Source organism: Thermogladius calderae 1633, from assembly GCF_000264495.1.
GTDB classification, from domain to species: domain Archaea; phylum Thermoproteota; class Thermoprotei_A; order Sulfolobales; family Desulfurococcaceae; genus Thermogladius; species Thermogladius calderae.
In genome coordinates this window covers 813,932-827,609 of record NC_017954.1, presented here as the reverse complement: position 1 = coordinate 827,609, position 13,678 = coordinate 813,932, and the positions used below count along the sequence as shown (strand labels likewise).

The 13,678-nt window shown below is 55.4% G+C and carries 12 protein-coding genes; all 12 read right to left on the bottom strand.

The features are described from left to right. Nucleotides 1-6: 6 nt before the first annotated feature. The 12 genes from TCELL_RS04635 to TCELL_RS04580 all read right to left on the bottom strand — a co-directional run bounded on the left by TCELL_RS04635 (nucleotide 7) and on the right by TCELL_RS04580 (nucleotide 13,578). Nucleotides 7-1,623: an NADH-quinone oxidoreductase subunit D gene (locus tag TCELL_RS04635; protein WP_014737566.1), complete on the bottom strand. Its 1,617-nt coding sequence runs from the start codon at nucleotides 1,621-1,623 to the stop codon at nucleotides 7-9. After that, nucleotides 1,613-2,068 (bottom strand): NADH-quinone oxidoreductase subunit B family protein, encoded by a 456-nt coding sequence (locus tag TCELL_RS04630; protein ID WP_014737565.1) that lies wholly within the window; start codon nucleotides 2,066-2,068, stop codon nucleotides 1,613-1,615. Before TCELL_RS04630 ends, TCELL_RS04635 begins: the two co-directional genes overlap by 11 nt. Before the next feature lie 110 nt (nucleotides 2,069-2,178). Next, nucleotides 2,179-3,690 (bottom strand): acetyl-CoA carboxylase biotin carboxylase subunit, encoded by a 1,512-nt coding sequence (locus TCELL_RS04625; RefSeq protein ID WP_048163166.1) that lies wholly within the window; start codon nucleotides 3,688-3,690, stop codon nucleotides 2,179-2,181. Between the two features lie 73 nt (nucleotides 3,691-3,763). Further along, entirely contained in the window at nucleotides 3,764-4,987 is a 1,224-nt protein-coding gene (locus tag TCELL_RS04620) for a M20 family metallopeptidase (RefSeq protein WP_048163164.1), read from the bottom strand. Nucleotides 4,988-5,056: 69 nt separating this feature from the next. Next, on the bottom strand, nucleotides 5,057-5,302 hold the full coding sequence (locus TCELL_RS04615; protein WP_014737562.1) for a ferredoxin: 246 nt from the start codon (nucleotides 5,300-5,302) through the stop codon (nucleotides 5,057-5,059). 179 nt (nucleotides 5,303-5,481) lie between these two features. Further along, complete coding sequence (locus TCELL_RS04610) at nucleotides 5,482-6,306, bottom strand: hypothetical protein (RefSeq protein ID WP_162097837.1); 825 nt, start codon at nucleotides 6,304-6,306, stop codon at nucleotides 5,482-5,484. Nucleotides 6,307-6,396: 90 nt separating this feature from the next. Further along, nucleotides 6,397-7,323 (bottom strand): ABC transporter permease subunit, encoded by a 927-nt coding sequence (locus TCELL_RS04605; RefSeq protein WP_014737560.1) that lies wholly within the window; start codon nucleotides 7,321-7,323, stop codon nucleotides 6,397-6,399. 4 nt (nucleotides 7,324-7,327) lie between these two features. Beyond that, a complete protein-coding gene (locus tag TCELL_RS04600) occupies nucleotides 7,328-8,416 on the bottom strand; it encodes an ABC transporter permease (RefSeq protein ID WP_014737559.1) in 1,089 nt (362 codons plus the stop codon). 2 nt (nucleotides 8,417-8,418) lie between these two features. Beyond that, entirely contained in the window at nucleotides 8,419-9,960 is a 1,542-nt protein-coding gene (locus tag TCELL_RS04595; protein WP_048163162.1) for an ABC transporter ATP-binding protein, read from the bottom strand. A 34-nt stretch (nucleotides 9,961-9,994) separates the two neighbouring features. Further along, nucleotides 9,995-11,437 carry a BMP family ABC transporter substrate-binding protein gene (locus TCELL_RS04590; protein ID WP_014737557.1) on the bottom strand — a complete coding sequence of 481 codons (1,443 nt, stop codon included), beginning with the start codon at nucleotides 11,435-11,437 and terminating at the stop codon, nucleotides 9,995-9,997. Nucleotides 11,438-11,553: 116 nt separating this feature from the next. Continuing rightward, on the bottom strand, nucleotides 11,554-12,180 hold the full coding sequence (locus tag TCELL_RS04585; RefSeq protein WP_014737556.1) for a MarC family protein: 627 nt from the start codon (nucleotides 12,178-12,180) through the stop codon (nucleotides 11,554-11,556). 48 nt (nucleotides 12,181-12,228) lie between these two features. Continuing rightward, nucleotides 12,229-13,578, bottom strand: coding sequence for a dihydroorotase (locus TCELL_RS04580; RefSeq protein ID WP_014737555.1), 1,350 nt, complete (start codon nucleotides 13,576-13,578; stop codon nucleotides 12,229-12,231). Nucleotides 13,579-13,678: the final 100 nt, after the last annotated feature.

Here is a 13,678-nt window from a genome sequence, read left to right as displayed (position 1 = left end):
AGTCGCTCACATCCGCTTCCGGCCGATCTCCTCGGCCGATATTATCTTGGCACAACCAGCTCTCTCGTCGTAGACGAGGACGCGGTCCATGCAGCTGAAGCACGGGTCTATACTGGTGACTATCACCGGGAAGTCGGATAGCGTGGCACCCTCGAGAAGGTGTGCCGCCAACTGGATGTTCAGCAGGGTTGGCGTTCTCACTTTAACCCTGTACGGGTACGCGGTATTGTTGGAGTTCACGTAGTAGAAGAGCTCCCCTCTAGGGGCCTCTGTCCTAGCGTACGCCTCCCCCTCCTTGACGACGCCGAGGAACGGCTTCGGCGGCACTGGGTTACCCGAGGGTATTTTCTCGGCGATCTGTCTGATGATCCTGGCTGACTCCTTTATCTCGCCGAGCCTGAGGAGGACGAGGTTGTACACGTCTCCGGTCTTAGTGGTCCTCACCTCGAAGTCTAGCTCGCCGTAAGCACCGTATGGCTCTATCCTCCTAATGTCGTAGGGGTCGCCCGCAGCCCTTCTCACAGGGCCGACGGCAGAGAACGCCCTCGCCTCCTCGAGCGTGTACTTAGCTATCCCCTTAGACCTCTCAATGAACAGGTCTGAGGACATCACCGTCTCCATAACGCTGTCGATCTGTTTCTCAAACTCCGAGACTTTCGCAGCGGCCTTCTTTACTTTCTCGTCGCTTATGTCCATCCTAACACCACCGATCGTTATGAAGGACTTGTGAACCCTGTTACCAGTGAGCTCCTCGAACAGGTCCATTACCGTCTCTCTGAGCCCCCAGACCCACATGAACATGGACTCGAAGCCTATCCAGTAACCGATCAGACCGAGCCAAAGGGAGTGGGAGTGTATCCTCTCGAGCTCCGCTATTAGAGTCCTCAAGTACTGCGCTCTTGGCGGCGGATCCACGTTCAGGAGCTTCTCCACGGCCTCGACAAAGGTCCAGGCGTGGTGAGTACTGCAGATACCACACACTCTCTCAAACAGGAATATGTCCTTAATGTAAGTCCTGGACTCCGCGAGCTTCTCGATGCCCCTGTGGACGAAGCCTATTCTTACAAAAGCCTTTTTGATCCTCTCCCCCTCCACGACGAGACTAAAGAACTCGGGCTCCTTCAACGCAGGGTGGTATGGGCCTATAGGGACTAGAGCGCTCTCGGGCGACAACGGGGCGCTGAGGGTCAGCGCCTCGTAAGCGCAGGCCATCGGGTCCCCTATGTACTTCTTGAAGGTATCGGAGTCCACGTCCTTCAAAAGCGGGGGCGAGGCTTTCTCCGGGTAACACTCGGGTAGGAGGAGCCTCTTCTTGTCGAGCTCGTCGAAGCCCCAAAACTCTACACCGAAAAGGTCGTGTACCTCCCTCTCCAGAATCTTAGCACCAGGTTTGAGACTGGATATGTCGTCTACGACGGGGTCTCCCTTGGGGAGTTGCACGGATAGGTGTACCATACCCCCATGCTCGTCGCCCAAGTGGTATATCAACTCGATGTTGTCCTTCCGGTCCACACCTGTTATAGCCACGATGTTGCTGAACCCCTGCTCCATGAAGAGCCTTATGCTGTCCAGGAGGGCGTCACGCGAGACCTTGGTCTTCTCCTGGATTAGCTTACCCCCCATCCCGCTCAACACCTGCGAGCCTAGCAAGAGCTTTCAGGAACACGCCCGGGTGCGCGGGGCAACCCGGTATCTTTACGTCGACGGGTATGACCTTGTCTGCACCCCCGATCACGTTGTAGCCCCCAGCGAAGATGCCGCCTGTGCAAGCGCACGTCCCTAAAGCGATTACCTTCTTTGGCTCGGGTATTTGCTCGTAGATGTTCCTCAGAGCTCTAGCGGCCATCGTAGTTATAGGGCCTGTTACTACGAGGACGTCGGCGTGCCTGGGGCTCGACACGAGCTGAACCCCGAGCCTCTCCACGTCGTACTTAGGGGTGAGGGCGTCTACGAACTCGATATCGCAGCCGTTGCAACCGCCGGAGTTGAAGTGGTATACCCAAATACTCTTCTTCCTGAAGTAGCTCATGTAAAGCGCCTCCGTGTAAAAACTAGTTATGTACTCCATTATCGGAATATGTGAAAAGAGACGGTTATATCCCTCGCTTAAGGCTGGCTATCATTAAAGTGGTCTTCGTGTAAGTATTAGCAGGACCGAACACGAATACTTATACCTCGCTACTTTCTCCTAAGCCTGCTCCTCGTGAGGGTCCAGTACGTCCAGGCCCTCCTCTTGATCGACTCCACCCGGCTTTCGGGGAGTTTCTCCTTAACTAGCTTGCCCTTTAACGTCTTGCTGAACTCTGGTTTGACGACTGCCACTACAGCCGTCGCTAGGGCTTGGGTCGCTACCTCTTTCTCCACTTGCTTGAAGAGGTCCCCGAGACTCTGCTCAACGTAGGTGGTCGTGTACGTGGCGTCCCTGAAACTAGGGGAGTTGATGATGGCCTTCACGAACGGTATGTTTGTCTGTATCCCCTCGACCACGTACTCGTTCAACGACCTCAAGAGCCTCGAGACTGCTTCGTTTCTGTCTCTGCCGTAAGCGATGACCTTCGAGATAAGCGGGTTATAGTCTATGGGGACGTAGGACCCAGCCGTTACACCCGAGTCGACCCGCACGCCCGGGCCCGCTGGCTCTATGTAGCGTGTAATGTAGCCTGTCGAAGGAGAAAGGTCGAGGGGGTTCTGCGCCTCTATCCTCGCCTCGATCGCGTGCCCTCTGTAAGCCACTTCGTTCTGTCTGAGGTCTAGTGAGCCCTCGAACGCTACTTTAATCTGCCTCTTCACAATGTCTATACCCGTGATCATCTCGGTAACAGGGTGCTCGACCTGGATCCGAGCGTTCACCTCCATGACGTAGAACTTACCTGTCTTAACGTCGTATATGAACTCCACCGTCCCCGCGTTGTCGTACCTCATGCTCTTCATGAGCTCTACAGCTACATCGGTCAGCGCCCTTCTAGTCTCCGGTGTTATAGAGGGTGAGGGTGCCTCTTCAACGATCTTCTGGTACCTGAACTGGACCGAGCACTCCCTCTCGTACAGGTGGACAACGTTGTCGCCGTCGCCTATTATCTGTACCTCTATGTGCTTACCCATCTCGATGAAAGGCTCAACGTAGATCCTGCGGTCCTTGAAAGCTCTCTCGGCCTCCATGACGGACTCCGAGACCTTTGACTCAGCCTCCCTCTCGCTACGTACCACCCTCATGCCGATACCTCCTCCGCCGCCTGCCGCCTTCAGCAGTACCGGGTATCCATAATCCCTCGCGAACTCCAGGACGTCCTCGGGGTCTTCGACTCTCTGGTAGGGGAGAGTGGGCAGTCCTAGTTTGAGAACTATCTCCTTCAACCCCAACTTGTCCCCAGCCCTGTCGATGACTTCGGGGCGGGGGCCAATCCATACGAGCCCCTTGGCGATCACTCTCCTGGCAAACTCGCTGTTCTCGCTCAAGAACCCGTAGCCGGGGTGGACTGCGTCTGCGCCCAGCTGGATGGCTGCCTCAATGATGTCGTCCATGTCCAAGTAGCTGGAGACCTCCGAGTCCTCGATCACAAACCTCCTGTGTAGGCTGTTCTTGTCCACAGACGTGTAGACACCTAGTGGAGTATAGCCCAGTTCGCTGACGCTCCTCGCAACCCTTATCGCGATCTCGCCCCTGTTAGAGATGAGGACTCTGATAGGCATTACCACCCGACCACTGAACAGCCGTGAACAGCCGTGTCACAGAGTCTAAGATGTCGTGTGCGGTCTTAAAGTGTTATCTACTTGTCCCGGGGGAAAGCCTGTAGACCAGATCCACGTAGGTCTCGGCAACCTTGACGATGTCCGCGAGCTTGACGTACTCGTTGACCTTGTGGGCCATCCCGACCTCTCCTGGGCCGTAGGCTACCGCCTGTATGTTCTTCGCCGCGTAGTAGCGTAGGTCTAAGCCGCCAACACAAATCGTCTTCCTCGGCTTAAGGTTGAGGGTTCCAGTGATGGAGTCCTCGAGGACTCTCACGAGGTGGGAGCCAGGGTCTGTCAGGGCGGGGTCCGACTTCTCCATCACCTCGAGCTCCGCCCTCACTCCGAGCCTCGCAGAGGCGTTTTCAAGGAACCTCCTCAGTTCTTCGACTACTTCGTCTGCTCTCTCCTCTACGATCAACCTCCTGTCTACACTGAACCCGACAATACCGGGCACGATGTTTATTGACCCTGGGGCCACCAGCTTACCGCCCAACGTCAGGGTAGGATTTGAGGCCTCCGGCATCTCGTACTCGAATCTGCTCCTACGTTGCGCCAGGCTAGGCTTGTACTCCTCTATGAACAGCTTGGCCAGGTAAACCATCTTCTCGAAGGCGTTGTCACCTAGCCAGGGAGTCGAGCCGTGAGCCTGAACCCCGTAGACCTTAACCATCGCCCAGACACCGCCTCTGTGACCGATATAGATGTTGTCGATACCGCTGGGCTCCGCTATCACCACCCAGTCAGGCCTACTACCCAGAACGTTGACCAGGTAGCCGGTGCCTGTCAACCCCCCTATTTCCTCGTCGGGTACGAGGGCCGCCTCGACGACTATCTCCGGCTCTTTTCCAGAGGCCACGTAAGCGAGCGCGCCTACAACGGAGGCTATGCCGCCCTTCATGTCCGTTGCCCCTCTACCGTAGACAAGGCCGTCCTTTACAACGGGCTGGAAGGGGGGTGTCTCCCAGCCCTCCCCGGCCGCTACCACGTCGTAGTGCCCGTTGAACTGGAGGACTCTCTCACCGCTGCCGACGCGGGCTAGGAGTATGTATCTAGGCTTGTCGGGGTTGTACTCTCGCGGCAGGTGCTTCCTGACGTAGTCGTCGTCGACTCTGTGAACCGTTACGTGAACGCCGTGGCTACTAAGCACCTCCCTGTAGTAGTCGACCATTGCCTCGTAGCTCTCGCCGAGGACTGTGGGGAACCGTATGCTGTCGACCAGGGTCTTCTCAATTAGTTTTTCAACCCACTCGGGGATGGCCGTAGCCGCACACCCTTAAAAGGGCGTCTATTAAGAGCAGGCCAGGGTTAAAAAATACGGCGTTTTTTACTCGGCCTTCGTCACGTGAATGATCTGGACCGGGCAGGCAGCGGCAGCGTCCTCAACACAGCTCTTCAAGTCCTCGGGCACGATGCCCACAGCAATGTTCGCCTTGTCAGCTCTGTACTTCTCCACTATCTGCGACTTGTTGTCCTCAGGGCTCATCTCGAACACGTCAGGGCATATCGACACACAGACCATGTCCGATATACAGTTCTCTCTAGGGTTGATCTCGACCTTGTACTTGGCCATACATAGCACCATGGTTATTCTAGAGAGGCTGAAAATAAAAACGTTATCACGATATCGGAGGGCTTCAGCTATGCGGGGCCCTCTACACCAGGAGACAGCCCAGGATTCCTCATCATCACTTTAAACCGTAGTACTGTGCAGGTTTAAACCCTTGCCTTCCTCACGCCGCCTAATCGGCTTTAATACCCTAGTGTAGCCCTGGCCACGTCTCTGACCTCCTTGAAAACCCACTCCAGGTCTCTACTCCCGTGCGCCAAGAACTTCCTTACGCGGTATTGGAACGTCACCACCTCTCGGCCCACGTTTATAAAGACCTCGTTTCTCCCTCTTCGATGGCGTGCGTATATGAGGTCGCCTGTCAACTCGGTGCAAACGTAGTTGTGATGGGTGTAGAAGTCGACGAGAGCCGAGCGCAGCCTGGTCTTAACTCCCTCGTCGAGGGAGGCAGGTAGCCTTAGCTGGCACTCGTGTCTGTCGTAGCCCTTTGTCCTACAGGTAACCGCTACCCCCTCGACCACGTCTGACTTTGTGTCGGGGTATTGCTTGGTGAGGTAGTAAAAGAATATAGAGCCCGGGCTCGCCGCAAGCATAACGAGGCCGGCTACCGCCAGCAAGTTATGGACCCACGTGAACCGCGCGCCGCTCACGCTTACGTTGAAGTAGTCCAGCGGCACCTCGCTCACGAGAGATATGTTATAGAGCCCGCTAGAGCCCTTGAAGAGGACGGTGAACGAGGTTGTGTCCCAGAATACGTCGGTGTAGTTGTAGCCCCCGCCCGTGATACTGAAGGTGCCGTTCGACAGCTTGGGTAAAGCCACGGTCACTTGGTCGTTGGTGTCGAGCCAAATTATCGTCCAACCCTCCCCTGAACCGTTGACTCCGACCGTGGAAACCATCTTAAGGCCAAACTCGCGGGGGAGACTGAAAGACAGGACTATCAATGCGAAAGCCACGGACGCTAAAATCAGAGCCAACTTGTAGACCCTCTCCAAACCACCCCGCACCTCGCACTCGACGTATTCTCACTAGGGGTTTAAAGGATTAGAGAGTGTGGAGGAAAGTGAGGGAGGAGAAGAGAAGAAAAAACGTTCGGCTCACACAGTCCTCTCTTCTCTGAAGTAGATCCTGCCGAGGCTCTTGGGTGGTGCGAGTATCCTCCTGAGAGGTGTTGCCATGTATATTGTCATAGCCGCTATCGCGACGATGAACGGTAGAGAGTACGATAGCTCTCTGGAGATGTTGAACCACGCTACGAACTGGAGGCTCGAGTGTACTAGAATGGAGAATACGAAGGCCGTTAGCAACACCACTAGTGGGTGTCTACCCCCGCTCAATGCCACAGCGAACGCCAGCCACCCGTAGCCGCTTAGTATGATCGACCTCTCGTCCCACAACCTCACGTAGAAGTTCATGTAGGCTGCGCCACCCAGCCCTATCATGGCAAACCCGATCGCTGCCGCTATGAGCCTGGACGCCAGCACGTTGACACCGAGAGACTCGGCGGCAGCCGGGTCTTCGCCCGACGCCTTGATGGAGACGCCGAGCTTGGTCTTCTCTATTAGCCAGTACGTGATCAGGCCTAATACAAGCATCACCAGGTAACCGGCGACCCTCTCCTCTTCAGTTAGGGCTACACCTGGCGAGAAGTTGGGTAGCGAGGCCTGGACAATCCTCGGCCCGTACCCTATTATGCTCGCGAGGCCGTACATTAGGAACATCAGCGATAGGCCGACCGCGCCGTGGCTAACGGGGAACTTCGTCAGTGTGAAGGACATGAACAGCCCGAACAGCATTGCGACGACAGCCGGTACAAGGAAGGATAGCAGTAGGTTGTTGTCGTAGTACACGTCCATGAAGAAGGCCAGCGTAGCCGTTAGCGCGAAGGTACCGTCTATCGCCAGGTTCAGTATCCCGCTCTTCTCGACCACTGAGTGCCCGAGCGCCATCAGGTAGAACGCTATGAAGAGCCCTCCCGAGGCAATTATTAGGTCTGCGAGGGTGGCAATAGAGGGGTCGAACATGGTCTCACCACACGATCTTTATCTTGTACTCCGATATCGTTATCAACAGCGCGTACATGAGCAGTACGCTGCCTATGAAGACGTTCGTCACGCCGGCTGTAATACCCGCTTGCTGCATGCCCTTCATCGCCATGAGGGTGAAGCCCGCGTTGTACAAGCTGCTGACGACGTAGGCCGCTATCGGCACGGCGAAGAGCTCCAGCATTGACAGCCATGTAACAAGTATCCCGAGGTAGCCGAAGCCGGAGGTGCTGGTCTCGACCGGTATCCTGATACTCGGAGTGACGCCGCAGAGGTAAACCACGCCGGCCAGCCCTATGAAGCCGCCCGAGAGCGCTAGGGCTACGGCTGCTGTTAGAGGCACGCTGTAACCGGCGCTCCTCAGCAACTTCACGTTGCTGCCGTGTATCTTTATGGTGAGCCCGAGCTTTGTGTAGTCGAGTAGGAGCCACACGATAACCCCTGCCAGGATCGTGACCACTATCATCTCCACCGATACCGTGGAGCCTGGCAGTATGGAGTACTGGAGACTCTGGGGTAGAGACCTCGTCTTAGCGTACCCGTAGACGTCTCTCCAGGGCATGCCTGGTATCATGACGAACCAGTCGATTAGGTTGTAGGCGACGTAGTTCATCATCAGAGTCAGCGGGACTTCGTCTACGCCGATGAAGCCTCTCAATAGGCCTGCCACTAGAGCCCAAGCGAATCCTGCGGCGAACCCTATTAATAGAACTAGTACTTTAGAGACCAGTGGCGTCCCCGACGTCAAGTAGGGCGTCGTGAAGACCAGGTACACCATGACCCAGGCGGCGATCCAGAACTGCCCTTCACCGCCGATGTTGTAGACGCCGCCCTTGAAGCTCAGAGCCAGCGAGAACCCTATAATCGTTAACAATAGGAAGATATTGGCGATCACGTTAGGGTGTGTGAGCCCGTCCCATATAGAGTTGAGCACGTCAGTAGGCCACACCATGTATCCTGTCAGGAAGAAGAGTATGGCCATGCTGACTACTATTCCTATCACTAGCGCGGTTATCGGCACGACGAAGTATGGTATCGGCTTGACCCTCCTTACTACAACTATGCTGACCAACTCTAAGTCACCATTAAGCGCTCTACTTCAACTCTGTCGGCCGACTTGGCCTCAAATAGACCTACAATCTTGCCCTCGTTTATAACGGCTATCCTGTCGCTCACCTGGAATATCTCGTCTAGGTCTTCGCTGACCATCAAGACTCCTATGTTCTCCTCGACCACCTTTTCCTTGATGACCCTCCTGACCTTGATACTGGTCACCTCGTCTAGACCCCTAGTCGGGTTGTAGGCCACCAGGAGGTGTTTCGACAAGTCCAGCTCTCTCGCCACAAGGCTCTTCATCAAGTTGCCGCCGCTGAGGAACTTCAGCGGGGTCTTAGCACCAGGGGTGACGATCGAGAACTCCTCAATGAACTTCTTCGCCAGGTGCGTCAGCCTACCCCAGTTGATCACAGCACCAGTGTACCCTGGCATCACAGCGATGTTCTCTCTAAGACCGAAGTCTATCGACACACCGTGCGACAGCGGCTCGTCGGGGATGTAGCCGACACCCAGCTCTCTCAGCGTCTTGGTGTCGGGCATTACATACTTCCTGCCCTTGACATTGATCGCGACTGTTCCTCTCTCTACGTTGCGCAACCCCATTATCGCCTGGACAAGCTCCGCCTGCCCGTTACCTACTATGCCGGCTATGCCTAGTACCTCTCCTCGGTTCACGGTTAGCGAGACCCCCTTGAGGGCGTAAGTCCCGTAGTCGTTCTTAACCCACAAGTCCTTGACCTCCAGCACCGGCTCTGAGGGTTTACCGTCCATGAGCCTCTCGTAGGTGATTTCCTTAGCCCTCTCAGCAAACATCATCTCCCTAACCCTCTCGATGTCGACTTCGCCGGTCCTCACAGTCCCAACGAGCTTACCGCGCCTGAGGACCGTTATCCTGTTTGACACCTCGAAGGCCTCCAATAGTTTGTGGGTTATCAATACCACTGTGCCGCCTTGCTGTGTGAACTCCTTGAGGTACTTGTAGAACTTCCTCCTCTCCTCCAGCGGGAGGTATGTGAGGGCCTCGTCCAGTATTATCACCTTCGACCTCAGTATCAACGCCCTAGCTATCTCCACCAATTGCTTCTGAGTGTAGGTCAGCTTCCAGACCTCTTCTTCGGGGTCTACCTTGATCCCGATCTTGTTCGCGACCTCCTCGAAGTACTTCCTGATCTTCTTTGGCGACTCGAAGACGCCGAGCTGCTTCATGCCTAGAACTAGGTTCTCTGCGACTGTGAGCCTGCCTATCAGTACAGGGCTCTGGGATACCATGGCTATTCCGAGACTCAGCGCCTTCATCGGGTTCTCTATTGTGACTCTCTCGCCCTTGTAGTAGATCGTGCCATGATCCGGCGTGTATATCCCTGCTAGGATCTTGACTAGTGTAGACTTGCCGGCGCCGTTCTCACCCAGGACTGCGTGTATTTCGCCCTCGCTGAACTCCACTGTGACCTTCTCTAGGGCTACTGAGCCTGGGAACCTCTTGGTTATGTTCTCCATTCTAACGATAGGGGTTTGAGGAGAGGGGATTGGGGAAAAAACCTTATTACCTGTCTTCTCCACCCAGCTCCACCTCGCCGCCTCTACTGTGTTACCGCTATATTGCACCTACTCTATGCACGATGGGGTATAAGTAGTATTGCATCGACCACAGGTCGTCGTGCCCTAGCCTTACTCCCGCCGGCACATTAATGAGCTGGCTGGGGTTGGAGATGTTCCAGAACGTCAGCGGGCCTGTGAACGGGTCGAACACTGAGGCCACGTTCCAACTCCACTCGGTCGCGGGCTCGGAGACGCCTGGTTTGGCGGGAGGTATCTTCAGTCCTACAACAGTCTCGTACTCGTGGGTGTTGGCCTGCTCCTGTATGTTCTCTAGTAGAGGCGCCTCCTGGAACTCCCTCATCCTCTCCATGAACAGGTCGTAGACGCTCATCTTCATACCGGTCACTTTGTCGGTCACCATGATGCTCTTAAGCGTGTCGATGAACTTCGGGTTGATGTACATGATGGAGCCGTTGGAGTAGATATGAGCGCCGGCGTCGACCGCGCCAGTGTTCATCAAGTACCAGTAGTCAACGTTCTGTAGGTTGTAGGGGGTGTAGACGCCGGCCTTGATCTTGGCTAGGATGTCGACGTAGATGACCTCCCAGTGGACGATCTGCCCTGACACGACTACATCAGTACCGTAGGTGTAGCCCGGTGAGTAGTGGCTGAAGACGTAGAGTTGCTTCCCTGTACTCTTGTACAGCTGCTCGACGGTCTGTATAACGGTGGGCGTGTCCTCCGTGAAGGCAAAGGTGTCAACGTTGTAAGTCTGGAACAGGGTCTGTACTGCCTGCCTGGCCTTGTCGGGGGCGACCCACCCGCCGATCACGATCACGTGAACCGTTATGTTCTTACCCAGCTGCTGGGCCACCTCTTGAGCGCCGATGGCGAAGGCGTTGATGTGCCTAACCACCTCGGGGATCTCGACTGCTGCCACGTAGCCTATCTGGCCGGTCTTGGTCAGAGCACCGGCTAACAGTCCGTTGAGGTAGTAGGCCTGGTACAAGTCAGCGAAGTAGGTCCCTACGTTGGGAGCCCTCATGTATCCAGAGCAGTGGAAGAATATGACGTTCGGGTACTTCTGAGCAGACTTTATAGTGTTCTCCATGAAGTCGAAGCTCGTGGTGAATATCACGTTGTAGCCCTGGGAGACGAGGTTGTCTATCACCGAGGGTATCTGGTCAGCAGTCACGCTCTCCAAGTAAGTGGTCTGTAACCAGTCCTTGAAGAGCTGCTGAGCAACCCTCCTACCAACGTCATGCGCGTAAGTCCAGCCGAAGTCTCCTATTGGCCCCACGTACACCCAGGCCGCCTTGATAGTCGAGGGCGGGGTCCACGTAGGTGTCTGGGTTACCGTTGTCGTTGCTACACCACCCGCCCCCACAGTCTGGGTCACAGTCTTCGCAGGTGCCATAGATGTACCAGCATAGAACGCGGCTACACCGACTATTATTATGATGATTACGAAGATCGTTGTCAATACTTTAGGACTCATAGACTTCCACCGTCTTGATATAGTTATTTTCCACAAGCGTAATATATAAAGCTAACGTATGTATATAGACGTAAAACGGTTTGACCACACAGTTCTTCTTTTGAGCCTACTTATACTTACTTGTAAACGCTTACGATATAGCCGTAGACCCCCTTCGCTATCATGTCGACAGCCACGCTGGCAATTATAATCGACATGAACCTGCCGAGCGCTCTCACAGTACTGACTCTCAGGAACCTGACTAGCGTATCGGAGAACTTGAGTATTAAGTAAGTGGTCGCAACAGCGACCAGTTCGGCGACTACGATGAGAGCCATGTTCGTAAGAGTCCTCTCCGAGCTTGTCAGCAGCAGGATGGTAGTGAGGGTGCCGGGCCCCACAATGAGCGGTGTGGCAATTGGCACTACTGCCATGTCTGTTGGCTCGACCCTCTTCGTCCTCGGCATCTCGCCGAGCATGTCGACGGCTAGTACCATTAAGACGATCCCACCCCCTATTCGGAGGCTGGCTAACGATATGTTGAATACCTCGAGTATGGTACTCCCGAGGAACGTGAAAACGAGCATTATCGTCAGCATCGCCCAAAATGCCCTCCTCACAATCCTCTCCCGCTCTTCCTTACTGAGCCTCTCGGTGAGCGAGATATAGGTAGGCAGGGCAGAGAACGGGTTCATAATAGCGAGTAACTGCACGTAGTACTGAGTGAGCAGCACTGGTAGGTCTACCATGAACTCCCCAGTCAATAACTCGAGTAAGACTGGGTATTAAGCAAAGGGACTACGTGGCGCTTCTCACTCTCCCTTCCTTAGTCTCCTCGCGAGGAGGCCCACGTAGACCCCGTGCCCAGGCTTCCCCACCAGCTCGCCCTTCTCTATGATCGGCACGCCGTTGACAAGCAAGTGCAACGGGTGCCCCTTGAGCTCAAGCCCCTCCCAGGGCGTCCAGTCCACTTTGTGGTGGTGTGTCGATGCCGATATCCTACGAGGCTTCCTCGTCTCGAGTACAACCAAGTCCGCGTCTGAGCCTAAGGCTATCTCGCCCTTTACCGGGTAGACCCCGAGTATCCGGGCCGGGTTCCTCGAGGTCACGTCGATGAACGTCTCCACGGAGATCCTCCTCCCCTCTACGCCGAACGTGTAGAGGAATGGCATCATTATCTCTAGGTTGGGGACGCCTCCCCAAGCGCTCCACGCGTCCTTCTCCTTCTCGGACCTGGGCGCAGGCGCGTTGTCGCTCGCGTATACGTCTATTTCGCCTGACTCCAGACCCCTCCAGAGCGCGTCCCTGTCCGCCTGGGTCTTCAGGGTGGGTGCGACCTTGATGTAGTTGCCGAGCCTGAGGGTGTCGTCTCGCGTGAAGTAGAGGAAGTGCGGGCACGTCTCGACTGTCACCCTGCTGTAGTAGCGCCTTAGGAACTCGATCGCCTGCAGCCCCTTGGCACTGCTGAGATGGGCTATGTGGAGAGACACGTTTGTCTCAAGCGCGTAGAACCCGACCTTCAAGATCGCGGCGGCCTCGGCGTTGTCTGTCCTGTGCAAGTGGTAGTAGGACGGGTCGTCCAAAGACTTGTACCTCTTCTCGCCGAGCTCTATGAGGGGGTCGTCCTCTGCGTGGACGACGACTACGCCGTTGACGTTGGCTACTTGCTCGAATACTTCGATTATATCGTAGTCCTCGGCCTTGAAGGGCCTCGCGGTGAAGACCTTAAATGTCTTGACGCCCTCCCGTGCGAGGTCCGGTATGGAGTCCTTGTTCTCCCCGTTCATAAAGCCCGCTGTAATACCGTAGTTCAGGTAAGAGTTCTTCTTGGCCTCCTCGACCTTCAGCCTGAGCACGTCTAGGTTGTCCACGTACACCCTGAGCGGCATGTCGATCAGGGTGGTGAGTCCGCCGAAAGCGCCGGCTAGGCTACCCGACTTCCAGTCCTCGTTCTGCGTGTACTGGGGGTCGTAAACGTGGGCGTGGATGTCTATTCCGCCTGGGACCACTGGTTGCCCCTCTGCGTTGATCACCTTCTCGGCGGGGAAGTCCTTTTTACCCAGCGCCGCTATCTTGCCATCTTCTACCAAGATGTTGCCCTCAACGAACTCTTTACCGATGAGGACCTTGGCGTTCTTGATGAGAACGCTACCGACACTCATGGTTGAACCCCTGGATTCAATATGTCAAATAAAATTAAAAACATCTCAATAAAATTAAAATTTCTCTCACAGCCCAGGAGTGTCGCGGACTACCTGTGAA

Coding starts and splice junctions, on each gene's coding strand:
- TCELL_RS04635 (WP_014737566.1), bottom strand. CDS start 1,623: ATGGGGGGTAAGCTAATCCAGGAGAAGACCAAGGTCTCGCGTGACGCC.
- TCELL_RS04615 (WP_014737562.1), bottom strand. CDS start 5,302: ATGGCCAAGTACAAGGTCGAGATCAACCCTAGAGAGAACTGTATATCG.
- TCELL_RS04605 (WP_014737560.1), bottom strand. CDS start 7,323: ATGTTCGACCCCTCTATTGCCACCCTCGCAGACCTAATAATTGCCTCG.
- TCELL_RS04630 (WP_014737565.1), bottom strand. CDS start 2,068: ATGGAGTACATAACTAGTTTTTACACGGAGGCGCTTTACATGAGCTAC.
- TCELL_RS04625 (WP_048163166.1), bottom strand. CDS start 3,690: ATGCCTATCAGAGTCCTCATCTCTAACAGGGGCGAGATCGCGATAAGG.
- TCELL_RS04590 (WP_014737557.1), bottom strand. CDS start 11,437: ATGAGTCCTAAAGTATTGACAACGATCTTCGTAATCATCATAATAATA.
- TCELL_RS04580 (WP_014737555.1), bottom strand. CDS start 13,578: ATGAGTGTCGGTAGCGTTCTCATCAAGAACGCCAAGGTCCTCATCGGT.